A 25,885-nucleotide genomic window follows, 5' to 3' on the forward strand; every position below is an offset into this window, starting at 1 on the left:
ATGCCGGCGGGTTCAGTGAACCGCGCTGCTCTCCAGGTCGGCGGTCAGGGAGTCGCGTATTACGCTGTCGATTTCAAAAGCCCCGACCGGGTAGGCAGGGTGATCAATGCCGGCCTGGATCGGTTCTCCCTGCTTGGCGGCTGTGATCATGTCCGGGGTCAACTCAAAGCGCATGAAATGCACCGAGGAGGTCTTTACCTCATTGCTGCGATCGAGGTCCTCATCGGCAATCGCATACACGCGTTCTCCGTTGCCCACCTGCAACCATACCTTGTCCTCAATCCCGATCATTTCGGCGAGACGCCGGGCTCGCTCCGCTGGGTCGCTGTATTCGATCATGAAGGTCGCTTTCCAGTTGTGCCCGTCGGGAATCAACGGATTATAGGCGTCCAGTTCTTCATTGATGCCTGCCGCCTCGAAGACTTTTTCGATGCGCAGCATTTCCTGGATCTGGTATTTGATGGTCAGTGCATCCTCGAAATAGAGGCGGGCGTGCTCTCCGAGTGCCAGCTGACGCTTTTTCTTGTGCTCCAGCACCTGGCTGCGAAAACGGGGGCGCTCCTCTGCGTACTGCTCCAGCGACCAGAGGTCGGCGCGGGTTAAATGGCTCATGGGGGGCTCCTTGTGATTACAGGCCGTAGGCCATGCGCAACAGCGTCATGGGGTGTTCCGCCCTGTCGACTTTTTCCGACAGGTTGGCAATGTGCGTGGCCGCCATCGGGCAATCGCTCATGAAGTGGTCGGGGTCCTGCTGGTCCACCTTGCGCACTACGGGCCGCGCAATTTTAACCGACTTGTCGCGGGTTTCCTGTTTGATGGCATAGGTGCCGTCATGACCGGAGCAGCGCTCCTGGGCGGTGACGGCGGTGCCGGGGACCAGCTGCAGGACATCGCGGGTTTTCAGGCCGATGTTCTGCACACGCTGGTGGCAGGCCACCTGGTAGGCGATATCACCCATTGCGTTGGGGAATTCAGTCTGCAGGGCGCCGCCTTTGTGGCGCAGCCAAAGGTATTCGAAGGGGTCGTAGAACGCCTCCCTGACCTTCTGCACATCGGGATCCTCGGGGAACAGCAGGGGTAGCTCCTGTTTGTACATCAGGACGCAGGAGGGAATCGGTGCGATCAGGTCGTAGCCTTCATCAACCAGTTTTGCCAACACCGGTATATTGGCCTTCTTCAGCGTCTCGACCGCATCCAGGTCGCCGAGCTCCAGCTTGGGCATGCCGCAGCACTTTTCCTTGGGCACGATATCGATGTGAATGCCATTGTGCTGGAAGACCTTGACGAAATCCTCGCCGATTTCCGGACTGTTGTAATTGCCGTAGCAGGTGGCGTAGAGCGCGACCTTGCCGGTGGTTTCCCCCACGGCTTTGGGCTCGAGGTTGCGCACCAGCGGCTTGACCCGCTTGCGCAGTGTATTGCTACTGAAGGTCGGTACCGGTGCCTCGTGGTGAATGCCAAAACCCGATTCAAGTGCCTTGCGGAAGGTACCGTTCCTGTTCAGCGCATTCACCGTGATGTCGACCAGCGGAATTGTCGCCAGGCCAAAGGTGCGGTCGGTACTGGTCAGAACCCGGTCCCGCAGACGCGCGCCCTCCTTGCGGAAATGCACCGCTTTCGCACGCAGCATGAGGTGCGGGAAGTCTACCGCCCACTCGTGCGGCGGCACGTAGGGGCACTTGGTCATGTAGCAGAGGTCACAGAGGTAACACTGCTCGACCACGTTGTGATAATCGGACTTCGCAACGCCGTCCACTTCCATGGTTTCCGATTCGTCGACAAGATCGAACAGGGTAGGGAAGCTGTCGCAGAGGCTGACACAGCGCCGGCAGCCGTGGCAAATGTCATACACACGCTCGAGTTCGGCGTCGAGTTTCTCCTGATCCCAGAAATCATCTGAGCGCCATTCAACCGGGTGTCGTGTTGGGGCTTCCAGGCTTCCTTCTCTCACGGCGAGTTCCTCATGTGCGGGCTATCAAAAAAAACGGGTTCGCAGGGGAGCCACGAACCCGTTTTCAGGTACAGCTACGGTGGTGCCGGCAGTAGCCGGCGACCGGTTCAGGCGTCCAGCGAATCCAGCGCTTTCTGGAAACGGTTGGCGTGGCTGCGTTCGGCCTTGGCCAGGGTTTCCATCCAGTCTGCAATTTCATCAAAGCCTTCATCACGCGCCGTTTTGGCCATGCCCGGGTACATATCGGTGTACTCGTGCGTTTCGCCGGCAATGGCTGCCTTGAGGTTGTCGGCGGTGGCGCCAATCGGCAGGCCAGTCGCCGGGTCACCGGTTTCTTCGAGGTACTCGAGGTGGCCGTGGGCGTGGCCGGTTTCACCCTCTGCGGTGGAGCGGAATACCGCAGCCACATCGTTGTAGCCTTCTACGTCCGCTTTGGCCGCAAAGTACAGATAACGGCGATTGGCCTGGGATTCACCTGCAAACGCATCTTTAAGGTTTTGTTCTGTTTGACTGCCTTTCAAGGACATGGTGTTTCTCCTGTTGACGATTATGTGCCGGCACAGAGGTGCGGTAGGGTTAAGCTAAGCGATCGGGTGCTATTCGTCTAGTTGAAAAAATGGTTAAATCTGATCGATAAAAACGATTGAGGAGTTATGAGCAGACAACCTACATTGAAGCAACTGCGCTATTTGTGTGCAGTTGCGGAACACGCCCATTTCGGCCATGCCGCCAAGGCCTGCCATGTCAGCCAGTCCACGCTCAGTGCCGGCATTCTCGAGCTGGAGGATACGCTGGGCGTCTCTCTGGTAGAGCGCAACAACAGGCAGGTGTTGCTGACTGCGCTGGGCGAAGACGTGGTGCGCCGCAGTCAGGATCTGCTGCGTGAAGTCGAGGACCTTGTCACCTTGTGCGATGCGGCGTCGGAGCCCTTCTCCGGCAAGATGCGCCTGGGGGTTATTCCCACGGTAGCGCCGTTTATCCTGCCTCGCCTGCTGAACCGGTTACGCGAGCAGTACCCGGCCTTTCAGCTGTTCATTCGTGAGGATCTCAGCCAGCACCTGCTGACGGCGCTGCACCACGGGGAGCTTGATGTACTGCTGTTGGCGTTGCCGTTTCCGGCAGACGGGGTGGAAACCATGACACTGTTCAGCGACGAGTTTCTGCTGGCCAGCCCGCCCAGCCACGAACTGGCCAGTCAGCCTGTCGTGCGCACCGCGCAATTAAAGGGGGAGGGCCTGTTGCTGCTGGAAGATGGCCACTGCCTGCGCGAGCATGCGCTGGAGGCCTGCAAGCTGCGCGATTCTGATGTGTCCGTGCCGTACCAGGCAACCAGCCTCAACACCATCGTGCAAATGGTCGCCAATGGCATCGGTATCACGCTGTTGCCGCGGATGGCGCTGGATGCGCACATCCTGTCGGGGACCAATGTGTGTATCAGTGAATTCAGCGAGCGCAACGTGGCGCGCAGCATTGGCCTCATGTGGCGGCGCAAGACGCCCCGACGGGCAGAGTTCAGGATGCTGGGGGATTTTGTACAGAGTTGCCATGCCGTCTAGCCGGCAGCCCTGCAGTCCCGCTCGTGCGGGTTGTCTCCTGGCAATCTGGCGCCAGCGCAATCTGTGCCGATTCCGGAGTGGTCAATGATGCCATTGCGAAAACATCGCTACCGGTTGTTGGCGTCATATGCAATCGCCTGCCTGTCTGTGTGCACCAGCCTGTCTGTGGCGAACGCTGCAGGGCCGCAACGCACGGAGGTCCGTGAACCCTGCCTGCATGTTGTGCCGGAACGGCAGGCACTGTTCGGCGACCTGCATGTGCACACCAGCTACTCCTTCGACTCCTATCTCTCCAGCCAGCGCCGTGATCCCTGGGACGCCTATGGCTACGCCAAGGGTGAACCGATCACGCTGCCCGACGCCGCGGGTGAACAGGCGGTGGTTGCCCGTATCGGACGGCCGCTGGACTTTGCAGCCGTCACGGACCACGCCGAATTTCTCGGGCAGATTGATGTGTGCACCATGGACGCGACGAAACCCGGTTACTGGTGGCCGCACTGTGTGATGACACGTGCACAGGGACTCTGGCCCCAGTTGCTGGCGGCACACTGGTGGACCCGGCTTGGCGGGCAGTTGGACGTACCACCGCAACAGTCCTTTGCCTGCAGGCTGTCTGACTGCGACGCCGCAGAACTCAATGCCTGGGGCAGTATCCAGCAGGCCGCGGAGGCGCACTACGACCGCAGTGCGGAGTGTGCCTTCACCACCTTTGTCGGCTACGAGTACACCGAGGCCTTTGACCAGAAAAACATGCACCGCAACGTGATTTTTCGCAATGACAAGGTTCCCGAGCGGCCGGTTTCGGTCTACGACACCTTCGAAAAAGGATTCCCCGACCTCTGGCAGAAATTGCGCGAGGGCTGCATCAACGCAGGCACCGGCTGTGACGTACTGTCCATTCCACACAATCCAAACCTCTCGGGAGGATTGATGTTTCGCGACCCACGCACGGTGCAGGAGTTGGAGGACCGATTGTTTTTCGAGCCGGTTGTTGAGCTGATACAGCACAAAGGCGCTTCGGAATGCCGCTTTGACAGGCTAAGGGGGCTGGGTCTTGATACGGTGGATGAGGCCTGCGATTTCGAGCAGATTCCCGCGGACAACCTGAACATGATGGGCACGATTCAGGGTGAGGTCCTGACCGAGAGAGCACGGGAGGTGCCGCTGGAGGTTTTCGCGCCCCGCAATATGGTGCGCAATGCATTGAAAGCCGGTCTCCAACTGGAGGATACCCTGGGCAGCAACCCGTTCAGGCTGGGCTTTATTGGCAGTACAGACACTCACAGTGCCGCTCCGGGCGGCGCGGAGGAAAACAACTACCCCGGTCACCTCGGACGTCGCGACGCCGAGTACGCCAACGTGCAGGACCATTTCTATTCCAACCCCGGCGGTCTGGCCGTGGTGTGGGCCGAGGAGAACTCCCGGGACAGTGTGTTCGAGGCAATACGGCGCAGGGAAACCTACGCAACCAGCGGCACGCGCCCACTGTTGCGCTTCTTTGCCGGCAATTACCCGGCCGATATGTGTGAAGACCCGGACATGCTGCGCAATGCATACGCGGAGGGTGTTCCCATGGGTGGCCAGTTGCAGCCGTCCGCCGGGGGTTTGCGCTTTCTGGTGGTCGCTGGCAAGGACACCGGGACCGATCGTTATCCCGGAACTGACCTGCAAAGGGTGCAGGTGGTGAAGGGCTGGGTTGACCGCGATGGTGCGGCGCGCGAACGCGTGTTCGACATTGCCGGCAGTGCCGACAACGGCGCCACGGTGGATCCACACAGCTGCGCGCCGATTGGCGAGGGTCTCAAACAGAGTTGTGTGGTCTGGCAGGATCCCGATTTCAATCCCGATGAGGACGCCTTCTACTACGTGCGCGTGCTGGAGAATCCCACTTGCCGTTGGAGCACGCTACAGTGCCAGGCGGCGGGGGTGAACCCGCTGTCAACGGCTTGTGCTGTACAGGCCGAGGTCGCCACGGCGCGGGCGCAGGCGCAGGGCGCGTCGGGTGATGTCTATGGTCGATGTTGCCTGGCGGCGGAGGAGGAGCCGTTCTATTCACCGGTCATTCAGGAACGTGCCTGGTCCTCGCCGATCTGGGTGTCGCGGCGTTCCGGGTTCTAGGGCTGCACGCGCAGGATGCGCGCGCGGAAGTTGCGGCCCTTCATCCTGCCCTGCTGGAGGGTGTGCAGTGCATCACCGGCCAGGGCGCGACGTACGGCCACAAAAGCACAGCGGTCCTGAACGCTGATCTTGCCGACTGCAGAACCCTCGATGCCGCCGTCGCCGGTGAGTGCGCCGAGAATATCCCCGGGGCGCAGTTTCTGCTTTTTACCACCGTCGATTTGCAGTGTGACCATCGGTGGCTTGTATCCCGGCGTTTGCAGCAGCGTGGCGGGGGGCAGGGCTGAGGCTTCAATATGGCCGTCAAGCAGGGTCTCCAGACGCGCCAGCTTGTGACGTTCCTGCTGGCTGAACAGGGTGCAGGCCAGGCCACTGCCTCCAGCACGTCCGGTGCGGCCGATGCGATGGACATACACATCGAGATCTCGCGGAATCTGAAAGTTGATCACGGCGTCCAGCGCGTCGATATCCAGACCCCGTGCAGCGACATCGGTGGCGACCAGCACAGAGAGGCTCTTGTTGGCAAACTGTATCAGCGTGTGCTCTCGCTCGCGCTGTTCCAACTCGCCGTGCAGGGCTGCCACACTGAAACCTTCGCGCCCCAATGCGCTGGCGACCCGCGCGCAGTCCTCCCGCGTATTGCAGAAAACCACGGCCGACTCGGGACGCTGCTCCAGCAGCAACAGGCGCAGGGCGGTCATGCGCTCGGTATCATCGACAGGGTAAAACAGCTGGGTGATGGTATCGCTGTCGTGGGTGGCGGCCACCTGTACCTGTTGCGGTTCGCGCATGACGCGTTGAGCCATCGCCGCAATACCGGGTGGAAAAGTGGCGCTGAACAGCAGGGTCTGCCGCTCTCCGGGCACGTGTTCCAGGATGGCATCCAGCGCCGGTTGAAACCCCATATCGAGCATACGGTCGGCCTCGTCCAGCACCAGGGTGCGCAGCTGGTCCAGTTTCAGCGTGCCTTTGCGCAGGTGTTCTTCGACGCGGCCCGGTGTACCCACGATGACATGTGCGCCGTGAGCCAGTGAGCCTATTTGCGGGCCGATCGGCGTGCCGCCGCAGAGGGTGAGCACCTTGACGTTGTCGATGGCGCGGGCGAGCCGGCGCAGTTCCCCTGCCACCTGGTCTGCGAGTTCGCGGGTCGGGCAAAGCACCAGTGCCTGCACGGTGTAGTGCTTTTCGGCCAGTGTATGCAGCAGGCCAAGGCCGAAGGCGGCGGTTTTCCCCGACCCCGTCTTGCCCTGGCCGATGACGTCTCGTCCCGCAAGTATCGGTGGCAGGCTGCCTGCCTGGATGGGCGTCATCGACAGGTAATTCAGTGACGCCAGATTGGCGAGCAGAGCCGGGCGCAGGGCCAGCGATGCAAAGGATTCAGTGTTCAAGGCGTGTCCTTCTGGGGCGTCTGGCGCCGTCGGTTGCAGCGTGCGCGGCTAGCGCTGGCGCTTGCGTGCGGGGTTGCGTGGCAGCCCATTGTGTTGGGTGGCGAACGTCCGGGTGCCGGCCGGTACTTTGGCATGGCGTTTGGCAGGCTGCCGCGGGGGAACCAGATGCAGCTTGCCGTTGCCGATCAGGTCAGCGCGTCCCATTTTTTTCAGTGCCGTGCGCAGCTCCGGCCAGTTTTCCGGGTCATGGTAGCGCAGGAACGCTTTGTGCAGGCGTCGCTGCGACAGTTTGCGCACCGTGGGCATGGTGTCGCTGTGGCGGGTGACGCGCTTCAGCGGGTTCTTGCCGCTGTGGTACATGGCCGTGGCCGTGGCCATGGGCGACGGGTAAAAGGTTTGTACCTGGTCGGCGCGAAACTTGTTGCGTTTCAGCCACAGTGCCAGGTTCATCATGTCCTCATCGCGGGTGCCGGGGTGGGCGGCAATAAAGTAGGGAATGAGGTACTGCTGCTTGCCGGCTTCCTGTGAGTACTTTTCGAACATGGCCTTGAACCGGTCGTAAGTGCCCATGCCGGGTTTCATCATTTTCGACAGCGGACCCTCTTCCGTGTGTTCCGGAGCGATTTTCAAGTAGCCGCCCACATGATGTTTCACCAGTTCCTCGACGTATGCCGGCGTTTCCACGGCGAGGTCGTAGCGCAGTCCCGAAGCAATCAGCACTTTTTTCACGCCACTCACCGCGCGGGCCCGGCGATAGAGGCTGATCAACGGTGTCTGGTCGGTATTCAGGTTTTTGCAGATGCCAGGGTACACGCAGCTCGGTTTGCGGCAGGCTGCTTCGATAGTCTTGCTCTTGCAGGCTACGCGCCACATGTTGGCGGTCGGGCCGCCGAGATCGGAGATCACACCGGTAAAGGCCTTGGAAGTATCCCGGATACGCTCCACCTCGCGGATGATCGAGTCCTCCGAACGGTTCTGGATAATGCGCCCTTCGTGCTCGGTGATTGAGCAGAAGGTACAGCCACCGAAACAGCCGCGCATGATGTTGACGGAATGCCGGATCATCTCGTAGGCCGGGATGCGCGCGTCGCCATAGCTGGAGTGGGGCAGGCGTGTGTAGGGCTGCTCGAACACCAGGTCCAGTTCGTCGGTTTCCAGGGGAATCGGCGGAGGATTCAGCCATACATCCCGATCGCCGTGTGCCTGAACCAGCGGGCGCGCATTGTAGGGATTGGTCTCCTTGTGCAGGATGCGCGAGGCGTGGGCGTACAGGGCGGGGTCGTCGCGCACCTGCTCGTAGGCGGGCAGGCGGATCACACCTGGCTGGTCGCTCTCGGGTCGGTCGAGGAGGCGCACGGCAGCCACCTCCTGAACAGCGCCGGCGGCGGCCTCGGAGGTTTCTGCACAGGCGGGGCCGCTGGTGTCAATATAGGGATTGATGGGCGGGTCGACAGGGCCCACGACATCGATATGGGTAGAGTCTATGACGCGGTATTCTGCCGGCAGTCTCTTGCAGACGAACGCTGTGCCGCGTACATCGCGGATCTGCTGCACCGGCTCGCCGGCGGCGAGCCGGTGCGCCACTTCGACCAATGCCCGCTCGGCATTGCCGTAGAGCAGCAGGTCGGCCTGGGCGTCGAGCAGGATGGAGCGGCGCACCTTGTCGCTCCAGTAGTCGTAATGGGCGATCCGCCGCAGGCTCGCCTCGATACTGCCGATGACCAGTGGCACATCCCTGTAGGCTTCACGCACACGCTGGCTGTAAACAATGACCGCACGATCAGGGCGCTTGCCACCGACGTTGCCGGGCGTGTAGGCATCGTCATTGCGTCGTTTTCGATCCGCCGTATAGCGGTTGATCATGGAGTCCATGTTGCCCGCGGAGACGCCGAAGAACAGATTGGGACGGCCCAGAGCCTTGAACGCGTCGGCGCTGGTCCAGTCGGGCTGGGCGATGATGCCCACGCGGAAGCCCTGGGCCTCCAGCGTGCGACCGACCACAGCCATGCCGAAGCTTGGGTGATCCACGTAGGCGTCGCCGGTGACGATAATGATGTCGCAGCTATCCCAGCCCAGTGCGTCCATTTCCGCGCGGGACATGGGCAGCTCAGGCGCGGGGCCGAAGCATTCCGCCCAGTACTTGCGGTAGGAAAACAGGTGCTTGACGTCAGGGTTATTGGACATGGGTGCGAGGCGGACATCGGTGGCAGGGTGATAGCGTATTATACGTGATTGGGGCGGGTTCTGCCGCGCAGCGACGGCGGACCGGCGGTATTATTCCGCAACTCCGCCATGGCGCGGCCGTCTCTGGTAGAATTCCGCGCTTGTTTTCCCAGCCAGATGTTGCCGCTATGTCCACTGACCTTACGCCGCCGCCAGTCCCCAGCTCCCAGCCCCTGGTGGCCTTTGCCAACTGTGAGCTTGTTCGCATGAGTGACACGGCGGTGCTGGTGATCAATCGCGACAACAATCGCCAGCAGATGATGGCGCCTCAGGTAGTGCAGGGGCTTACCGGCTGTACCACGTTCCGTGCGATCGCCGAGCATGCCAACCTGCTGGCGGCGAGCCGGCCCGAGCTGCAGGGGCGTCCCGAGCTTGCTGTGCAGGCACTTGAGGGCCTGCTCGCCAACGGCATGCTGTTGCGTGCCAGCGACGCGGCGGAACGGCTCTCGGGCGACACAGGTCCGGAGCCGGCAGCCACCCGCGTTTTTCTCATTACCTGTGATCGTCCCGCCGCCGTGGAGCGCCTGCTGGAGTCCCTGCTGCGCAATGGCAAGCTGTCACGGCACGAAGCGCTCTATCTCATCGACGACTCGCGCCAGGCAGAATCGCGGGCCGCCAATCGCGAGCTGGTGGCGGGCTTCAACACCCGCAGTCCCGTCGACATGCGTTACATCGGCGAGGCTGCGCAGCAGGCGCTGCTTGAGGGACTGATCGCCAGCGCGCCGGATGCTGAGGCAGGTCTGCGCTTCCTGCTCGACCCTGCCCGGTGGTCCGGGCAGAAAACCTACGGCCGCGCCCGCACGCTGTGCCTGCTGCTATCGGTCGGTTGCCGCGCTATCGTCATGGACGATGATGTGCTGTGTCAGGCACTGCTGCCGCCCGTGACCGAGCCAGGTCTCGCCATCGCCGGTTCGGCGTCGCGCCAGGCGGCTTTTTTCGCCGACCGCGACGCACTGATGCAGGCCGCGGTGCCAGCTGACTTCGACCCGTTGAGCGGTCACGCCAGCCTGCTGGGGCGCACAGTCGGCGCAACAGTGGCGGCGGCCTGTCCCGATGGGCTTTCCGAGCAGCAGCTCCATGGTGTGAATGCTTCCCTTGTCAGCGTACTGGAGGCGTCGGCGCCCATTCTGGTTACCCAGTCAGGTTCCTGGGGGGATCCGGGCACGGCATCAGTGCACTGGGTATTGTCCCTGCAGGACGCTTCCCTGACTCGCCTCCTCGGCCAGGAGGCATCGCTGGTTGATATTATCGAGAACCGCTGCACCTGGTTGGGAAGCCCGCGACTGTCGCTGATCAAGATGGCCTCCATGTCCCAGGTGACGGGGCTGGACAACACAGCCTTGCTGCCGCCGTATTTTCCCGCGTTCCGGGGTGAGGACCGCCTGTTCGGTGCCATGGTCGAAGCCATTCATCCCCGCGCTTCAGCCCTGGAATATCCGTGGTGTGTCCCCCACCTGCCCGTCGAGGGGCGGCATTTCAGCATCCGCGAGCCCATCGCTGCTACTGGCGGCGTGTCCCTGTTCGCCCGTTATCTCACAGACCATATCGATTACAAGGATGCCTCGGGTCCGCTGCTGCGCCTGCGGCACGTCGCCGAGGATGCGCGGCGCCTGGCGGCGCGCTCGGATCGCGACCTGCTGCTGGATTTTCGCACAGAGGTGGCCCGGGGCCACGCCAACCAGTTGGGCATGGTGATCGATCAGCGCCAGAAGGCTGCGAAAATCGGCTCCGAAGCCTGGTTGGCCTACCTGCAGCGCGCGCTGGACGAAACCCAGGCGCTGATTGCGCAGCCGCAGTCGCCGGCCATGCTGCACGGTGTCCCCGAGGGCAGCCGTGAAGACCAGTTACTGGAGAAGTTTCGCCACTACGCCTGCGGCTTTGCGGATGCGCTGGACCACTGGGCTGCGGTACGGGAGGCCAGTGTCGGGGTCGCCGCCCGGCTGGATCAGGCTGGGGAGTTCATGGCCTGAGGGTCAGCTGGCCGCGCAGACTTCAGCGACGGTATCCACCATGGCTGTGGTGAGCGTGGCCAGGTCTGTCTCGTTCATGATGTACGGCGGCATGCAGTACACCAGACGACCGAAGGGGCGTACCCACACACCCCGCTGTACGAACAGCGGCTGTATCTGGCGCATATCCACCGGCTCGGCAAGCTCGATAACGCCGATCGCGCCGAGGGTACGCACATCGCTGACGCCGCGGATCTCCCGCGCCGGCGCCAGCCCTGCCTCGAGGCCGCTCTGTACACGCTGAACACAGCGCTGCCAGGGCTGTGAGAGCAGCAGCTCCACACTGGCTACCGCGGTCGCGCAGGCGAGTGGGTTGCCCATGAACGTTGGCCCGTGCATGAACGCACCGGCCTCGCCGTTGCTGATGCCATCGCTGATGCGCCGGGTGCAGAGGGTCGCCGCCAGCGTCATGTAACCTCCGGTCAGGGCCTTGCCCAGGCATAGTATGTCGGGTTCGACGCCGGCGTGCTCCAGTGCAAACAGCTTGCCCGTGCGGCCAAATCCGGTGGCGATTTCGTCATATACCAGCAGCACGTCGAAGGCATCGCAGAGCGCGCGCAGTCGCACCAGATAGTCGGCCGAATAGAAACGCATGCCACCCGCGCCCTGGACAATCGGCTCCACGATCACGGCGGCCAGTTCCCGGTGATGGCTGGCCAGCAGTTCTTCCATAGCCGCCATGGCACTGTCGTCGCAGGCCTCACCGAAAGGGGTTTCCGGGGCGGGCGCAAAATGGTGTTTCGGCAGTACGTCACCGAACAGGTGATGCATGCCGGTGACCGGGTCGCAGACCGACATCGCGCCGAAGGTGTCACCGTGATAACCGTTGCGCAGGGCGAGGAATTTCTGCTTGCCGGGTTGGCCTACTGAGTACCAGTACTGAATGGCCATTTTCAGTGCGACTTCAACGGCCACTGAGCCGGAATCGCTGAAAAAGACCCGCTCCAGTGCCGGCGGCGTGATGTCGGAAAGCAGCTGCGCAAGGCGCACTGCCGGTGCGTGTGTCAGGCCGCCGAACATCACGTGTGACATCGACTCCAGCTGTGCCTGCACAGCACGGTTGAGCACCGGGTGGTTGTAGCCGTGTATCGCGCACCACCAGGAGGCCATGCCGTCAATGAGTTCGCGACCGTCGCTCAACGTCAGCCGAACGCCGCGCGCACTGCGCACGGGATACACTTCCGGCGGGTTGGTGGCCGAGGCGTAAGGATGCCAGATATGCGCCGCGTCAGCGGTTTGCAGCTGAGTCCATTCGGGTGCGTTTGCTGTCACAGAATCTCCAGCAGACTGTCGATGATGTTGTCCAGCAGGCGCTGTTGCGCGGCTGCCGTGGGGTGGATGCCGTCATCCTGCATCAGACTCGCATCCGTGGCGATGCCGTCGAGGATAAACGGCCCCAGCTGCGCGCCGGTGCGGCCGGCCACGATGCGGAAACTGTCGCGGAAGGCATCGGTGTAGCGCGCGCCGTAGTTCGGCGGGATCTCCATGGGCAACAGCAGCACGCGGGCTCCGGCCCCCTGGGCCAGCTCCGTCATGCGCTGCAGGTTGCTGCGTATCTTCATGGGCGGGTGGCCGCGCAGGCCGTCATTGCCGCCCAGCTCCAGCAGCAACACCTCAGGGTTGTACTGCTCGAGCAGGCCCGGCAGCCGGCGCAGCCCGCCCCCGGTGGTTTCGCCGCTGATGCTGGCGTTGACCACGGTATAGTCGGGGTGACTGCTGCGCAGACGTTCTGCCAGCAGGCTCACCCAGCCCTGTTCGAGAGACATGCCGTAGGCAGCGCTGATACTATCCCCCAGCACCAGCAGGGTTCTGTCTGCCTGCGCCATGCCCGGCCATGCCAGGAACAGGCACAATCCGGCGGCGCGTGTGCTACGTATCAGTGCGAAAAGGAATCGCGACATGATCAAGGCTGAAAATCTCCAGAAGCGAGTGCCGATGGCCGGCAGCGAGCTGGAGATACTGAAAGGGATCACTCTGGAAATCAAGTCGGGGGAGTCTGTGGCTATCATTGGCGCCTCCGGATCAGGCAAATCCACCCTGCTCGGCCTGCTTGCGGGGCTGGATGAAGCGAGCGCCGGACGCGTGATCATCAACGGCACGGACATCAGCGCACTCGATGAAGACCAGCGCGCAGTGTTTCGTGGCCAGCATGTGGGCTTTGTGTTCCAGTCTTTCCAACTGCTGCCTGCGCTGACGGCGCTGGAAAACGTGATGCTGCCGCTGGAGCTGCAGGGGCAGGGCGATGCGCTGGCTCAGGCACAGGCGTTCCTGGAGCGCGTCGGCCTGGGGGGGCGCATCCAGCACTACCCGCGGCAGATGTCGGGCGGGGAGCAGCAGCGGGTGGCCATCGCCCGCGCCTTTGCCAACAACCCCTCGATTCTGTTTGCTGATGAGCCGACCGGCAATCTGGACACTGCAACGGGCGGCCACATCATAGATCTGCTGTTTGAGCTCAACCGGGAGCAGAACACCACACTGGTACTGGTGACCCACGACCTGAGCCTTGCTGAGCGCTGTCAGCATCGGTTCCGCCTGGCGGCCGGCGCACTCGTTGGCGGAGGCTAGGCCGTGTCCATGACCGCAACCCGTATGCTGGCACGGGACTGGCGCGGCGGCGAACTGGGTGTGCTGGTGGCGGCCCTGGTGTTGGCGGTGGCCGTCGTCTCCGGGATCAGTGCCTTCACCACGCGCCTGCAGAGCGCACTGGCGCAAGAGAGCCACCGTTTTCTAGCAGCTGACCGCGTCGTCCGTAGCGGCAGCGAGGCACCGGCGGCATGGCTGGAGGAGGCCAGGGGTCGTGGTCTGGGCACGGCGCAGGTACTGACGTTTCCCTCCATGTTGTATGCCGGGGAGGAGGGCATGGTACTGGCGTCGGTGAAGGCGGTGAGTAGCGGCTACCCGTTGCGGGGGGAGCTGCGCTACAGCGAGCAACCCTTCGGCGAGGTACAGGTTGCCACCGGTGGCCCGGCCGCAGGCACAGTGTGGCTGGACTCACGGCTGTTCCCGCTACTCGGCGTCTCCATCGGGGATACAGTCAGCGTCGGTGAAGCGTCGTTCCGGATTGCGGCTGCGGCGCGCACAGAACCGGATCAGGGCGGCTCCTTTCTCGGCCTGGGGCCGCGTGTGTTGATGCACTACGACGACATCGCAGCGACCGCTGTGGTGCAGCCCGGTAGCCGGGTAGAGTATCGGCAGCTGTTCGCCGGCGAGCCCTCGGCGATGGAGCGCTTCGAGCGCTGGCTGGCCCCGCAGCTGGAAGAGGGGCAGCGCTTACTGGACGTCAACGAGGGGCAGCCCGGGCTGGGTCAGGCCTTGCAACGTGCCGAAAGTTTTCTGCTGCTTGCCGGCAGCCTGGGTGTCGTGCTCGCGGGCGTGGCGATAGCGCTTGCCGCGCGGCGTTTCAGTGAGCGTCACAACGACTACGTGGCGATCATGAAAAGCCTGGGGGCGACGTCTGCAAACATCACGCGTCTGTACGGGCGCAGCCTGTTGCTGTTGGGCGTGGGTGCCACTTTGTTGGGTTGTGGCTTGGGTTGGGCCCTGCAGTCCGCTTTTTTCACCCTGTTCGGGGAGCAGTTGCCGGTGACCCCGGGCCCCGCGGGCGTGCGCCCCTACGCCATTGGCGCGGCGACCGCGCTGGTATGCCTGCTGTGCTTTGCGTGGCCGCCCTTGCGCCGGCTGAGCCAGGCGAGTCCGCTGCGCGTGCTGCGGCGTGATATGCCCCAGGAACAGCGCCGCACACTTCTGGATTACGCCGTGGGGCTCAGCGCGGTGTCGGGCCTCATGTGGTGGTACAGCGGCGACTGGAAAATCACCCTGGCGGTCCTGAGCGGCCTGGCGGTTACCGTGCTGCTTGGCCTCGGTCTGGCGCTGACCCTGCTGCGGGGCGGACGGCTGGTTGGAATGAGCGCTGGCAGCATCTGGCGCCTGGCGCTGGCGGGTCTGCAGCGACGCGGCACCGCCAATGCGCTGCAGGTGGTCATCTTCGCCATGGCGATCATGTTGCTGCTGGTGCTCCTGTTGGTGCGCACCTCCCTGATCGACGCCTGGCAGACCCAACTGCCAGAGAATACCCCCAACCACTTTGCCCTGAACATCGCGCCGGAAGATGTGCAGGGTGTGGAGCAAATGCTGCGCAGCCGGGAGATACCCGGCGCGCCGCTGTACCCTATGATTCGTGGTCGTATCCTCAGCGTCAACGGCGAAGACCTGCCGCAGACCGACGACCGCGAGGAAGGGCGCCGGCAGCGCGAAGCAAACTTTACCTGGGCCGATACGCTGCCCCCTGACAACCGCCTGCTTGAGGGGCGTTGGTGGGCGCCCCACAGCGACGCTGCCGAGGTGTCGCTGGAGGTTGAATTTGCCGAGCGTTTCGCTGTGGGGCTGGGCGATCGGATCGGCTTCCAGGTGGGCTCCGAGGCCTTCGAGGCCACCGTCACCAGTATTCGCGAGCTGGACTGGCAATCCTTCAATCCCAACTTCTGGCTGGTGTTTCCGCCGCGCCTGCTGGCGCCGTATCCAGCCACCTTCATGACCAGTTTCTACCTGCAGCCGGAGCAGAAGCCTTTCCTCAATGGCTTCATTCGCCAGTTCCCTACGGTCACCGTGGTGGAAATGGATGTGGTGGTGGAGCAGGTGCGCGGGATCGTCAGCCAGGTGTCCGCAGCGGTGGAACTGGTGTTGGCAGTGATTATGGCCGCCGGTGCCCTGGTGCTGGTCGCAGGGGTTCAGGCCAGCGTAGACGCCCGCATGCATGAGAGTTCCATACTGCGTGCGCTGGGGGCCCGTCGCCGGCTGGTGCTGGGCGGGCTCTGGATCGAATTTGCTGCGCTCGGCGTGTTCGCGGGTCTGCTTGCCACGGTTGGCGCGGAGCTTTCGGTCTACATACTGCAGGCACAGGTCATGGGCATGGCCTATGCGCCCTCGCCCTGGATGTGGCCTCTGGGCATCGGTGGTGGCGCAGCGCTGATTGCAGGGCTGGGCGTGTTCAGTTGTCGGCGGGTTGTGTCCAGCCCGCCGCTGGCGGTGCTGCGCGAGCTCTGACCGGAGCGACGGGTCAGCGCGTACTGATACCGTCGATGAAGGTTTGCACGCTGAGCTGGATCTGGCGAGGCAGGTCAATGTGCCGCTGGAACAGCTGGGGTGCGTCGACCAGCAGTGTGGCAAGGCCGTGAATGCCTGCCCAGGCAGCGTTGGTGAGGTAGGCGATGTCGAGCTCGCGAAACCTGCCGCGGGCAATACCGTGATGAAGGATGGAGCGCACCTGCTGGAAGGTGTCGCGGCTAGCTTCACGCAACTCGGGATAGGCGTCCGCCGGTTGCACAGCAGGGCCGAACATGAGCTTGAACATCTGAGGGTAGCGCTCGGCGTAGGCGATGTAGCTGCGCGCCAGGGCGTGCAATTGTTCTTCGGGGCAGTCGCCGGTGTCCTCCGCCGCTTTGCGCAGGTCGTTCAGCAGACGCCGATAGCCGACTGCTGCAAGCGCCGCCAGTAGATCGCCCTTGTCGTTGAAGTGCCGGTAGGGCGCGGTTTGCGAGACGCCGACGCCGCGGGCCAGGGCCCGCAGGCTCAACGCATCAGCGCCCGCAGCCTCAAGCTGCTCCAACGCTGAGTCCAGCAGCTCTGCCCGCAGGTTGCCATGGTGGTAGCTCCGCTGGCGGGCAGAGGGTGTTCCAGTCGCTGCCATTCAGGGCAGCAGATGCTTAACGGCGTCTCGCTCTTCGGCCAGTTCCTGCTCCGTGGCCTGCATCTTGCCGCGGCTGAACTCGCCGACGTCAACGCCCTGCACGATTTCCCAGTCGCCGTTGCTGCAGCGGCAGGGGAACGAGTAGATCAGACCCTCGGCAATGCCGTAGGAGCCATCGGAATACACGCCCATGGAAACCCAGTCGTCACCGTCCGTGCCCAGTGCCCAGCTGCGCATGTGGTCGATGGCAGCGTTGGCTGCGGAGGCTGCAGAGGAGGCGCCGCGCGCCTTGATGATGGCCGCTCCGCGCTGCTGCACCGTGGGAATGAAGTCGTTCTCGTACCAGGCCTGGTCGATCAGGGAGATGGCCTTCTCGCCCGCCACTTCGGCATTGAACAGGTCGGGATACTGGGTGGCCGAGTGATTGCCCCAGATGGTCATTTTCTTTACATCATTGACCGTCTTGCCGGTTTTCTGTGCGATCTGCGTCATCGCGCGGTTGTGGTCCAGGCGGGTCATCGCGGTGAAGTTGCGCGGGTTGATGTCCGGCGCATTGCGCTGGGTGATCAGCGCGTTGGTGTTTGCCGGGTTGCCCACGACCAGTACTTTGATGTTGCGGCTGGCATGGGCATCAATCGCTTTGCCCTGCACGGAGAAGATGGCCGCATTGGCTTCCAGCAGGTCCTTGCGCTCCATGCCGGGGCCGCGCGGACGGGCGCCGACCAGCAGGGCGTAGTCGGTATCCTTGAAGGCCACGGCAGGGTCGTCGGTGCAAATGATATTGGTCAGCAGCGGAAACGCGCAATCGTCGAGTTCCATGCGCACGCCGTTAAGGGCTTCCATGGCCGGCGTGATATCCAGGAGCTGCAGAATCACGGGCTGATCGTCGCCCAGCATGGCGCCGGAGGCGATACGGAACAGCAGCGCGTAGCCAATCTGGCCAGCGGCGCCGGTAACGGTCACTCGAACGGGTGCTTTCATGGGAAGAGAGTCCTCAAGGGTCGGGTGGTTGGCAAACAAGGGGGCGTCATTGTCGAGTGAAACGGGTGAAAAAACAAGCCACTGCCTGTAAAATGGCGCCCCTCTCAGGCATTGGCGGCAGGCGGTTGTGCGCGAGCTCAGCAGAAAAGAACGAACAGAATTCAACAAGTTGCAGAAGCGTTTGCGGCGCAATGTCGGCAATGCAATTGCCGACTACGGCATGATTGAAGCGGGCGACCGTGTGATGGTGTGCCTGTCTGGCGGCAAGGATTCCTATGCCATGCTCGACGTGCTGTTGGCCTTGCGCAGCAGTGCGCCGGTGGACTTCGAGCTGATAGCCGTAAACCTTGACCAGAAACAGCCCGGCTTTCCCGAGCACGTATTGCCAGCGTACCTCGATCAGTTGGATGTACCGTATTACATTCTCGAAAAGGACACTTACAGCATCGTGCGCTCGGTGATACCTGAGGGCAAGACCACCTGTGGCCTGTGTTCGCGTTTGCGTCGCGGCAGCCTCTACGGTTTCGCCGCGGATATCGGTGCCACCAAGATTGCGCTGGGACATCACCGCGATGATATTGTCGAAACCCTGTTCCTGAACCTGTTCTTCGGCGGCAGCCTGAAGGCCATGCCGCCGAAACTGCTCAGCGATGACCGCCGCAATGTGGTGATACGCCCCATGGCCTACTGCAAGGAGAAGGATCTCGCCGCCTACGCGGATTACAAGGCCTTCCCCATCATTCCCTGCAACCTCTGTGGCTCCCAGGAGAACCTGCAGCGGGTCCAGATCAAACAGATGCTGGCGGACTGGGAGCGACAGTATCCCGGGCGCACCGAAACCATCTTCCGGGGTATCTGTAACGTGGCACCCTCGCAGCTGGCAGATACGGCGCTGTTCGATTTCACCAGCCTGCGCGCGGAGGTCGACCGCGACCTGCACCTGCCCGCGATCCGCGTCGTCAACCTCTAGGTGGCGAGCGAGAGCGCGGCAGGGGGCGTGTTGCTCAGGGCCCGGGAGCTGGGTCTGGAGCGGGGCGGGCGGCAACTGTTCAGTGGTATTGAGCTGGAGCTGGAACGCGGCCAGCTGGTGCAGGTGGAAGGTGCCAACGGTGCCGGCAAGACCAGCCTGCTGCGTATTCTTGCGGGGCTCTCCCGCTACGGTTTCAGCGGCAGCGTGGAGCGGTTTACGCCCCAGCTATTCCTCGGCCACCAGAGTGCAGTCAAGGGTTTGCTGACGCCGCGCGAAAACCTGGCCTGGCACGTAGCGGGGGAGGCGGGCTTCAGCGCAGAGGCCATCGACGCAGCGCTGGCAGCGGTGAATCTGTATGGTTACGAGGATGTACCCAGTCATGCGCTGTCGGCGGGTCAGCACCGGCGCGTCAATCTGGCGCGGCTGTTCCTGACCCGGGCGCCGCTGTGGTTGTTGGACGAGCCTTTTACCGCCATAGATCGCACAGGTGTCGCCGTACTCGAAGCGCGGCTGCTGGCGCATCTGCAGCAGGGGGGTGGCGTGTTGCTGACCTCACACCAGCCGGTTGCCGTGGCGTACCCGCTGCTGCGCCTGGACCTTGCGACGGGAGCCCTGCAGTGACGTCTGCCTCTGCCGCCGGGTTCTGTTTCCGTTTAGTGCGTCGGCAACTGGTGCTCGGGTTGCGGCGCCCGGTAGACCTTGGCAACCCGCTGCTCTTTTTTGCCATGGTGGTGGCCCTGTTCCCACTCGGCTTGGGGCCCGCACCCGACACGCTGGCGGACTTTGCCCCCGGCATTCTGTGGATCGTGGCGCTGCTCTCGAATCTGCTGACCTCGGACGCGGTATTTCGCAGTGACCTCGAGGACGGCAGTCTGGAACAACTGCTGTTGGCACCGCAGCCACTGTATTTTTCCGCCCTGGCCTATGTGCTGGCGCACTGGTTGCTGACCGGGCTGCTGCTCGGGCTGGCGTCGCCGGTGTTTGCGCTGATGCTTGGCCTGGCGCCGGCGGCCATTCCCGCGCTGGCTTTCAGCCTGTTGCTCGGCACTGCGGTGCTCAGCCTGATTGGCGGCATTGGCGGTGCGCTCACCGTGGGGTTGAAGCGAGGCGGTATGCTGATTTCCCTGCTGATCCTGCCGTTTTACATGCCGGTGCTGATCTTTGGCAGCAGCGCGGTGCAGGCCGCCCTGAACGGCACCCCGGCGGGACCGTACCTGGCGATTCTGGGTGCGTTGCTGTGCATCTCCATCGCGCTGGCCCCGATGGCCATCGCCGCGGGTCTGCGCATCAGCGTCGATACCTGAGTAATTTCCTCTGATTTGGATTGTTCGCCGCCTTGGTCACTGTATAATCCCGCGCCATGTGGACGCTCTTCCATAAATTCGGTTCCCCGCCCTGGCTGTATCGCCTCTCCGGGTCCATTCTTCGCTGGTTGCTGCCGATCACGGTGGTGGCGCTGGTGGCCGGGTCTGTTTGGGGGCTGCTGTTCACAGCGCCGGACTTCCGGCAGGGCAACAGCTACCGCATCATCTACATCCACGTACCTGCTGCAGTGGTGGCACTGGCCGGTTACTATGTGATGGCCATCGCCGGTGCGGTGAGCCTGATCTGGCGCATGAAAATGGCCGATATCGCGATGCGCGCCTGCGCCCCGATCGGCGCGGCACTGACCTTCATCGCCCTGGTCACCGGCAGCATATGGGGCAAGCCCACCTGGGGTACCTGGTGGGTGTGGGACGCCCGTATCACCTCCATGCTCATACTGCTGTTCCTGTACCTGGGCGTCGTGGCGCTGTACGAGGCCTACGAGAACAAGGCACTGGCTGCCAAGGCCTGTGCCGTACTGAGTCTGGTGGGTACCGTTAACATCCCGATCATCTACAAGTCGGTGGATTGGTGGTACAGCCTGCACCAGCCTGCGTCGATCAAGTTCACCGGCGGCAGCACCATCGATCCCAGCATGCTGTATCCGCTGCTGTTCATGATCCTCGCATTCTACGCGCTGTTTACCTGCGCACTGCTGCTCAATATGCGTGTGGAGATACTGCAGCGCGAGCAACGGACCGCGTGGGTCAGGGCGCTGGCCGGCGAGCGGGAGGGCAGCTGATGTATTTCGAGTCGCTGGCAGCGGTTGTGCAGATGGAGGGCCATGGTGCGTTTGTCTGGTCCGCCTACTTCATTACAATTGGGGTGATCGTATTCATGGTCTACGCGCCCCGGCGGCGGGAAAAGCGTTTCCTGCGGCAGCTTGAGGGGCAAATCCGGCGCGCGGGGGGCGGTAGCCCGCCCAGCGCCAGCAAGGAGGTGTGATGCACCCGGTTCGCAAGCAACGTTTGTGGTTGGTGTTGTTTCTCGTTGTCTTCTCCAGCTCCGCGATAGGCCTGATGGCCTATGCCCTGCGTGGCAATATCAATCTGTTTTACCCACCGGTTGACGTGGCAGCTGGCCTGGCGCCGGTGGGTCAGAATATCCGGGTGGGTGGCATGGTGGTCGACGGCAGCGTGCAGCGCAGCGACAACAGCCTGGAAGTGCGCTTTGCGGTCACCGATTACGAGGCCGTGGTACCCGTGGTCTACACGGGTATCCTGCCGGACCTGTTTGACGAGGGGCAGGGAGCGGTTGCCGCCGGCAAGCTGGATGAAAACGGCGTGCTGCAGGCATCGGAAGTGCTGGCGAAGCACGACGAGAACTACATGCCGCCAGAGGTGGCCGAGGCGCTGGAGGCGTCAAAGTCGCGCATGGCTGAACAGGCTGCCGGGCAGGGGTACGGACAATGATCCCCGAGCTGGGTCACTTTGCGCTGATCCTGGCCCTGTGTCTGTCGGTGTTGCTTTGCACCGTCCCCCTGTGGGGCAGCTGGCGCCGCAACGTTACCGCCATGGCACTGGCGCCGAACCTGGCGATTGGCGTGCTGGTGTTTACGTCGCTGAGTTTTGCCTGCCTGACCTGGGCATTCCTGCAGGATGACTTCTCGGTAGAAGTCGTTGCCAACAACAGCAACAGCCTGCTGCCCTGGTACTACAAGTTCTCCGCCGTGTGGGGCAATCATGAAGGTTCTCTTCTCCTGTGGGTGTGGATCCTCGCCCTCTGGACCTTCGCCGTGGCCGTGTTCAGCCCCCAGCTGCCGCTGGTGATGCTGTCCCGGGTGCTCGCGGTCATGGGCTTTGTCGGTGTTGGTTTTCTGGCGTTCTCGCTACTGACGTCCAACCCCTTTGCGCGCCTGCTACCCGGCACGCCCGCCGATGGCCAGGATCTGAATCCGCTGCTGCAGGACTTCGGGCTGATTATTCACCCACCGCTGCTGTACATGGGCTACGTGGGCTTCTCGGTTGCTTTCGCGTTTGCCATTGCCGCGCTGCTCGGCGGCCGGCTGGACGCCGCATGGGCGCGCTGGTCGCGGCCCTGGACCAATGTCGCCTGGGCCTTTCTCACGCTGGGCATCATGCTCGGCAGCTGGTGGGCTTATTACGAACTGGGTTGGGGCGGCTGGTGGTTCTGGGATCCGGTTGAAAATGCCTCGTTCATGCCCTGGCTGGCGGGTACCGCGCTGGTGCATTCGCTGGCGGCCACCGAGAAACGCGGCCTGTTCAAGAGCTGGACAGTGTTGCTCGCCATTTTTGCCTTCTCACTGAGCCTGTTGGGGACCTTCCTGGTGCGTTCGGGTGTGTTGACCTCGGTGCACGCCTTCGCCACGGATCCCGCACGTGGCATGTTCATTCTGGTTTTTCTGGGCATCGTCACCGGCGGTTCGCTGGTGCTCTACGCTCTGCGCGCCCCGGCCGTGGCGAGCCGGGTGAGTTTCGCCTGGATTTCCCGTGAATCCCTGCTGCTGGTGAACAACGTGGTGTTTCTGGTGGCCACGCTGACCGTCCTCTTCGGCACGCTGTTTCCGCTGCTCATGGACGCCCTCGGGCAGGGTAAGTACTCCGTCGGCCCGCCGTACTTCAATGCCGTATTCATTCCCTTGATGGCCTTGCTGGTACCCTTCATGACGGTTGGGCCGTTATCGCGCTGGAAGCGTGACAGTACCCGTCGCTGGAAGGCGGAGCTGCTGGTGCCCGCGCTGGTCACCCTGGGTTGCGCGCTCACGCTGCCGCTTCTGCACGCGGGTGATTACAACGTCTGGGTGGCTCTGGCGGTGCTGTTTGCCGGCTGGCTGGTGGTGGGCCTGCTCCGCGATATCGCCAACCGGGTGCGCCACAGTGCCTCCCTCGCGGCAGGTCTGGCCCGTCTTACGCCCAGTTACTGGGGTATGGTGGTGGCGCACGTTGGCTTCGCCGCCACGATTATCGGTGTCGTACTCACCAGCCAGTACAACATCGAACACGACCTCAAGATGAGTCCTGGCGATAGCGATACCCTGGCCGGTTACGAATTCCGCTTTATCGATGTGCGCACGGTACAGGGACCCAATTTCGTCGCTGATGAGGCGCGCTTTGTGGTGTATCGGGATGGCCGCGAGGTGGTTCGCCTGGCCCCGCAGAAACGTCGTTATCTGGCCAGTGGCAGTGTCATGACGGAGGCCTCGATCGACGCCGGTATATTCCGTGACCTGTTTGTCGCCATGGGCGAACCGGTGGGTACGGCGGGCGCGTGGGCGATCCGCCTGCACTACAAGCCTTTTGTGCGCTGGATGTGGGCCGGGGCCCTGTTGATGGCCGTGGGCGGCTTCCTGACGGTTGCCGACAAGCGCTATCGTCGCCAGCGCAGCGCGGCGCGAGACAGTCTGCGGCAAGGGGGTGTGCGTGGCGCCCAGGCTTAAGCTGTTCCTGCCCCTGTTGATTTTTGTTGTGCTTGCAGGCTTCCTGTACCGCGGGCTGTCGCTGGATCCGATGGCGCTACCCTCCGCGCTTATCGACAAGCCCCTGCCCGCGTTTACCCTCACCGCTCTGGCGGACGGTCGCGAGCTCTCCCGCGAGGACGTGATTGGTGAGCCCGCGCTGTTCAACGTCTGGGCGACCTGGTGTATTTCCTGTCGCGCCGAGCACCCCTATCTACAGCGGTTGGCCGACAGCGGCGTGCCGATATACGGTATCAACTACAAGGACGAGGACGAGGCCGCACGCCGCTGGCTGCGTGAGCTGGGCGACCCCTACCGAGCCAATATTGTCGATCGCGAGGGCACGCTGGGGGTGGATCTTGGCGTCTATGGCGCACCCGAGACCTATCTGGTCGATGCCGCCGGTGTGATTCGCTACCGCCATGTTGGCGTGGTAGATGACCGGGTCTGGCGCGACACCCTCGAGCCGATCTGGCGCGAAGTGCTGGCCATGGGGCAGCAGCCGTGAAGGTGAGATTGCTGTCACTGTGCGCCCTGTTGCTACTGACTGTACACTCAGGCGCGGTCATTGAGACCTACGAGTTCAGCACCCCGGCGCTGGAGGCGCGCTATCAGCTGCTCAGTGAGGAGTTGCGTTGTCCCAAGTGCCAGAACCAGAATATTGCCGACTCCAATGCGCCGATCTCCCAGGACCTGCGTCGCCTGCTGCACCAGCAACTGGAGGCCGGCGCCAGCGATGAAGAAATCCTTGAGTTCATGGTCGCGCGCTATGGCGAATTCGTGCGTTACCGGCCCGCTTTCAATGCCGCTACCGCGGTGCTGTGGCTGGCACCGCTGATCCTGCTGCTCGCGGGGGTGGCTGGCCTGCTGTTGATTCTGCGCGGTCGGCGCGACGGCGCGGCCTCACTGACCGAGGATGATCAGGCACAGCTCGCCGCCTTGCTGCAGACACCGGAGAAAGACGCTTGACAACATTCCTGTTCGCCTGCGCCGGCCTGGTCGTGCTCAGTGGCCTGTTTCTGCTGTTCCCGGGTTGGGCGGCGAAGCGACCGATCGACGATGGTGCACAGGCCAATCTCGACTGGTACCGGCTGCGCCGCGCCGAACTGGCAGAGGCCGGTGAGACCGACCTGGAAACCGACACGCAACTGCGGTTGCTGGAAGACCAGCAGGGACAGGAGGGAGCGGCGCCAGCGCAGCCTGCGCGCCATGCCTTTCCACTGTGGGCGCTGCTGCCGCTGGTCGGGTTGATGTCGGCGTGGCTCTACCATGAACTGGGGGCCGTCACCGATGTCCAGATTGCCCGCCAACTCGGCGCCCTGGGTGAGGCGCCCAGCGAGGCGCAGCTGCTGCAGCTGATGGACGCGATCGAAGCGCGCGCCGTACAGCGTCCGGACAATCTGCACTACCTTGCGCTGCTGGGGCGTTACCAGATGGGGCAGGGGGAGTTCGCGCTTGCCGCGGAAACCTACGACAGGATGGTGCAGGCGGCACCGGAGGACCCGCAGGGACTCGCCTACGCCGCCCAGGCGCGTTATCTGGCGGATGGTCGTACCCTGAATGCCACTGCACAGGCCCGTGCCGAGCAGGCTCTGGCCATCGACCCGCAGCAGCGGACTGCGCTGGGTTTGCTGGGTATGGCGGCGTTTGAGCGAGGGCAGTTCCGCGCCGCCATTCAGTACTGGGAGCGTCTCATCGTGATGGAAGCACCCGGTAGTGAGGGGCAGCAGCTGATCGCCGGCGTAATCGCCGAGGCACGCCAGCGTCTGGGCGAGGAACCGGTCGAGTCGCCCACGGACATCAGTCCCGGCGTCACGGTGCGGGTCGCCTTGCCTGAAGGCGCTGAGCTGGCCGAGTCCGACACGGTATTCGTGCTTGCCCGTGCCGCCGCCAGCGAAAGCCGGATGCCGATCGCGGTGCAGCGGCTGGCGGCCAGCCAGCTCCCGGCGACCCTGCGTCTGGACGACAGCAGCTCCATGGCCGGCCAGAAGCTGTCGGAGGCGGGCGAGATTCTGGTCCTGGTGCAGGTGTCGCCCGCGGGCACCCCCGGCGAGGAAAACGCCACCTGGCTGGGGCGCATCGGCCCCTTGCAGCCTTCATTGTCAGATGAGCCCCGTCTGATCACGCTCGCACCCCGGCAGGGGTGATGTCACATTCGCCCCCCTCAGGCATAGTGTTGCCGGAGGAAGTTGGGTACACTACATCTAGTATTCGCGGGGTGGC

General features: G+C 63.3%; 24 protein-coding genes. 15 read left to right on the forward strand and 9 right to left on the reverse strand.

What is annotated here, in order from left to right; all coding sequences use genetic code 11:
- Positions 1-12 precede the first annotated feature (12 nt).
- From R3E49_RS08835 to R3E49_RS08845, 3 genes are all read right to left on the reverse strand, one after another.
- Positions 13-612 carry a DUF3501 family protein gene (locus R3E49_RS08835; protein WP_371294706.1) on the reverse strand — a complete coding sequence of 200 codons (600 nt, stop codon included), beginning with the start codon at positions 610-612 and terminating at the stop codon, positions 13-15.
- Between the two features lie 16 nt (positions 613-628).
- Positions 629-1,951, reverse strand: a complete 1,323-nt coding sequence (locus R3E49_RS08840; RefSeq protein ID WP_371294707.1) for a heterodisulfide reductase-related iron-sulfur binding cluster — start codon at positions 1,949-1,951, stop codon at positions 629-631.
- Between the two features lie 107 nt (positions 1,952-2,058).
- The gene (locus R3E49_RS08845; protein WP_290743769.1) at positions 2,059-2,478 is read right to left on the reverse strand and encodes a rubrerythrin family protein; all 420 of its coding nucleotides are present in this window, start codon (positions 2,476-2,478) and stop codon (positions 2,059-2,061) included.
- A gap of 126 nt (positions 2,479-2,604) precedes the next feature.
- Between R3E49_RS08845 and R3E49_RS08850 the strand changes: the two genes are divergently transcribed.
- Positions 2,605-3,507 (forward strand): hydrogen peroxide-inducible genes activator, encoded by a 903-nt coding sequence (locus R3E49_RS08850; RefSeq protein WP_371294708.1) that lies wholly within the window; start codon positions 2,605-2,607, stop codon positions 3,505-3,507.
- An 84-nt stretch (positions 3,508-3,591) separates the two neighbouring features.
- A complete protein-coding gene (locus R3E49_RS08855) occupies positions 3,592-5,625 on the forward strand; it encodes a DUF3604 domain-containing protein (RefSeq protein WP_371294709.1) in 2,034 nt (677 codons plus the stop codon).
- On the opposite strand, the gene dbpA is transcribed toward R3E49_RS08855, so the two are convergent.
- Together dbpA and R3E49_RS08865 are read right to left on the reverse strand one after the other, a co-directional pair.
- On the reverse strand, positions 5,622-7,013 hold the full coding sequence (dbpA, locus tag R3E49_RS08860) for an ATP-dependent RNA helicase DbpA (protein WP_371294710.1): 1,392 nt from the start codon (positions 7,011-7,013) through the stop codon (positions 5,622-5,624). The two genes, R3E49_RS08855 and dbpA, sit on opposite strands and share 4 nt — an antisense overlap.
- 48 nt (positions 7,014-7,061) lie before the next feature.
- Positions 7,062-9,197 (reverse strand): YgiQ family radical SAM protein, encoded by a 2,136-nt coding sequence (locus R3E49_RS08865; RefSeq protein WP_371294711.1) that lies wholly within the window; start codon positions 9,195-9,197, stop codon positions 7,062-7,064.
- A gap of 167 nt (positions 9,198-9,364) precedes the next feature.
- Between R3E49_RS08865 and R3E49_RS08870 the strand changes: the two genes are divergently transcribed.
- Complete coding sequence (locus tag R3E49_RS08870; protein ID WP_371294712.1) at positions 9,365-11,206, forward strand: hypothetical protein; 1,842 nt, start codon at positions 9,365-9,367, stop codon at positions 11,204-11,206.
- A gap of 3 nt (positions 11,207-11,209) precedes the next feature.
- On the opposite strand, the gene bioA is transcribed toward R3E49_RS08870, so the two are convergent.
- Positions 11,210-12,517 carry an adenosylmethionine--8-amino-7-oxononanoate transaminase gene (gene bioA, locus R3E49_RS08875; protein WP_371294713.1) on the reverse strand — a complete coding sequence of 436 codons (1,308 nt, stop codon included), beginning with the start codon at positions 12,515-12,517 and terminating at the stop codon, positions 11,210-11,212.
- Entirely contained in the window at positions 12,514-13,146 is a 633-nt protein-coding gene (locus tag R3E49_RS08880; protein ID WP_371294714.1) for an arylesterase, read from the reverse strand. Before R3E49_RS08880 ends, bioA begins: the two co-directional genes overlap by 4 nt.
- Between R3E49_RS08880 and R3E49_RS08885 the strand changes: the two genes are divergently transcribed.
- Positions 13,145-13,810: an ABC transporter ATP-binding protein gene (locus R3E49_RS08885; RefSeq protein WP_371294715.1), complete on the forward strand. Its 666-nt coding sequence runs from the start codon at positions 13,145-13,147 to the stop codon at positions 13,808-13,810. The two genes, R3E49_RS08880 and R3E49_RS08885, sit on opposite strands and share 2 nt — an antisense overlap.
- A gap of 9 nt (positions 13,811-13,819) precedes the next feature.
- Entirely contained in the window at positions 13,820-16,288 is a 2,469-nt protein-coding gene (locus R3E49_RS08890) for an ABC transporter permease (protein WP_371294953.1), read from the forward strand.
- A gap of 13 nt (positions 16,289-16,301) precedes the next feature.
- Here the strand turns inward: R3E49_RS08890 and R3E49_RS08895 are convergent, their stop codons facing one another.
- Together R3E49_RS08895 and R3E49_RS08900 are read right to left on the reverse strand one after the other, a co-directional pair.
- Positions 16,302-16,931, reverse strand: a complete 630-nt coding sequence (locus tag R3E49_RS08895; RefSeq protein ID WP_371294716.1) for a TetR/AcrR family transcriptional regulator — start codon at positions 16,929-16,931, stop codon at positions 16,302-16,304.
- Positions 16,932-17,912 carry a malate dehydrogenase gene (locus R3E49_RS08900; protein WP_371294717.1) on the reverse strand — a complete coding sequence of 327 codons (981 nt, stop codon included), beginning with the start codon at positions 17,910-17,912 and terminating at the stop codon, positions 16,932-16,934.
- A 127-nt stretch (positions 17,913-18,039) separates the two neighbouring features.
- Between R3E49_RS08900 and ttcA the strand changes: the two genes are divergently transcribed.
- From ttcA to ccmI, 10 genes are read left to right on the forward strand one after another with little or no spacing between them, the layout of a single operon-like run.
- Complete coding sequence (ttcA, locus tag R3E49_RS08905) at positions 18,040-18,882, forward strand: tRNA 2-thiocytidine(32) synthetase TtcA (RefSeq protein ID WP_371294718.1); 843 nt, start codon at positions 18,040-18,042, stop codon at positions 18,880-18,882.
- A gap of 27 nt (positions 18,883-18,909) precedes the next feature.
- Positions 18,910-19,503 carry a cytochrome c biogenesis heme-transporting ATPase CcmA gene (ccmA, locus tag R3E49_RS08910; RefSeq protein ID WP_371294719.1) on the forward strand — a complete coding sequence of 198 codons (594 nt, stop codon included), beginning with the start codon at positions 18,910-18,912 and terminating at the stop codon, positions 19,501-19,503.
- Positions 19,500-20,186, forward strand: a complete 687-nt coding sequence (gene ccmB / locus R3E49_RS08915) for a heme exporter protein CcmB (RefSeq protein WP_371294720.1) — start codon at positions 19,500-19,502, stop codon at positions 20,184-20,186. Before ccmA ends, ccmB begins: the two co-directional genes overlap by 4 nt.
- A gap of 56 nt (positions 20,187-20,242) precedes the next feature.
- A complete protein-coding gene (locus R3E49_RS08920) occupies positions 20,243-20,989 on the forward strand; it encodes a heme ABC transporter permease (protein ID WP_371294721.1) in 747 nt (248 codons plus the stop codon).
- Positions 20,989-21,192 carry a heme exporter protein CcmD gene (gene ccmD / locus R3E49_RS08925; protein WP_371294722.1) on the forward strand — a complete coding sequence of 68 codons (204 nt, stop codon included), beginning with the start codon at positions 20,989-20,991 and terminating at the stop codon, positions 21,190-21,192. Before R3E49_RS08920 ends, ccmD begins: the two co-directional genes overlap by 1 nt.
- The gene (gene ccmE, locus R3E49_RS08930) at positions 21,192-21,659 is read left to right on the forward strand and encodes a cytochrome c maturation protein CcmE (RefSeq protein ID WP_290743723.1); all 468 of its coding nucleotides are present in this window, start codon (positions 21,192-21,194) and stop codon (positions 21,657-21,659) included. The genes ccmD and ccmE overlap by 1 nt, the downstream gene beginning before the upstream one ends.
- A complete protein-coding gene (locus tag R3E49_RS08935) occupies positions 21,656-23,644 on the forward strand; it encodes a heme lyase CcmF/NrfE family subunit (RefSeq protein ID WP_371294723.1) in 1,989 nt (662 codons plus the stop codon). The genes ccmE and R3E49_RS08935 overlap by 4 nt, the downstream gene beginning before the upstream one ends.
- Positions 23,628-24,170, forward strand: coding sequence for a DsbE family thiol:disulfide interchange protein (locus R3E49_RS08940; protein WP_371294724.1), 543 nt, complete (start codon positions 23,628-23,630; stop codon positions 24,168-24,170). Before R3E49_RS08935 ends, R3E49_RS08940 begins: the two co-directional genes overlap by 17 nt.
- Positions 24,167-24,631, forward strand: coding sequence for a cytochrome c-type biogenesis protein (locus R3E49_RS08945; protein ID WP_371294725.1), 465 nt, complete (start codon positions 24,167-24,169; stop codon positions 24,629-24,631). Before R3E49_RS08940 ends, R3E49_RS08945 begins: the two co-directional genes overlap by 4 nt.
- Complete coding sequence (ccmI, locus tag R3E49_RS08950) at positions 24,628-25,809, forward strand: c-type cytochrome biogenesis protein CcmI (RefSeq protein WP_371294726.1); 1,182 nt, start codon at positions 24,628-24,630, stop codon at positions 25,807-25,809. Before R3E49_RS08945 ends, ccmI begins: the two co-directional genes overlap by 4 nt.
- Positions 25,810-25,885 lie beyond the last annotated feature (76 nt).

Origin of the sequence: Haliea sp. (assembly GCF_041395985.1) — a bacterium.
In the GTDB taxonomy this organism is placed as follows: domain Bacteria; phylum Pseudomonadota; class Gammaproteobacteria; order Pseudomonadales; family Halieaceae; genus Haliea.

Bases quoted from the DNA above. Each gene is read 5' to 3' on its own strand.
- R3E49_RS08835 (WP_371294706.1), bottom strand. From the start codon at position 612: ATGAGCCATTTAACCCGCGCCGACCTCTGGTCGCTGGAGCAGTACGCA.
- R3E49_RS08870 (WP_371294712.1), top strand. From the start codon at position 9,365: ATGTCCACTGACCTTACGCCGCCGCCAGTCCCCAGCTCCCAGCCCCTG.
- R3E49_RS08935 (WP_371294723.1), top strand. From the start codon at position 21,656: ATGATCCCCGAGCTGGGTCACTTTGCGCTGATCCTGGCCCTGTGTCTG.
- R3E49_RS08845 (WP_290743769.1), bottom strand. From the start codon at position 2,478: ATGTCCTTGAAAGGCAGTCAAACAGAACAAAACCTTAAAGATGCGTTT.
- ccmE (WP_290743723.1), top strand. From the start codon at position 21,192: ATGCACCCGGTTCGCAAGCAACGTTTGTGGTTGGTGTTGTTTCTCGTT.
- R3E49_RS08865 (WP_371294711.1), bottom strand. From the start codon at position 9,197: ATGTCCAATAACCCTGACGTCAAGCACCTGTTTTCCTACCGCAAGTAC.
- R3E49_RS08885 (WP_371294715.1), top strand. From the start codon at position 13,145: ATGATCAAGGCTGAAAATCTCCAGAAGCGAGTGCCGATGGCCGGCAGC.
- R3E49_RS08850 (WP_371294708.1), top strand. From the start codon at position 2,605: ATGAGCAGACAACCTACATTGAAGCAACTGCGCTATTTGTGTGCAGTT.
- R3E49_RS08900 (WP_371294717.1), bottom strand. From the start codon at position 17,912: ATGAAAGCACCCGTTCGAGTGACCGTTACCGGCGCCGCTGGCCAGATT.
- R3E49_RS08880 (WP_371294714.1), bottom strand. From the start codon at position 13,146: ATGTCGCGATTCCTTTTCGCACTGATACGTAGCACACGCGCCGCCGGA.
- ccmD (WP_371294722.1), top strand. From the start codon at position 20,989: ATGTATTTCGAGTCGCTGGCAGCGGTTGTGCAGATGGAGGGCCATGGT.
- R3E49_RS08895 (WP_371294716.1), bottom strand. From the start codon at position 16,931: ATGGCAGCGACTGGAACACCCTCTGCCCGCCAGCGGAGCTACCACCAT.
- R3E49_RS08890 (WP_371294953.1), top strand. From the start codon at position 13,820: ATGACCGCAACCCGTATGCTGGCACGGGACTGGCGCGGCGGCGAACTG.
- R3E49_RS08920 (WP_371294721.1), top strand. From the start codon at position 20,243: ATGTGGACGCTCTTCCATAAATTCGGTTCCCCGCCCTGGCTGTATCGC.
- R3E49_RS08855 (WP_371294709.1), top strand. From the start codon at position 3,592: ATGATGCCATTGCGAAAACATCGCTACCGGTTGTTGGCGTCATATGCA.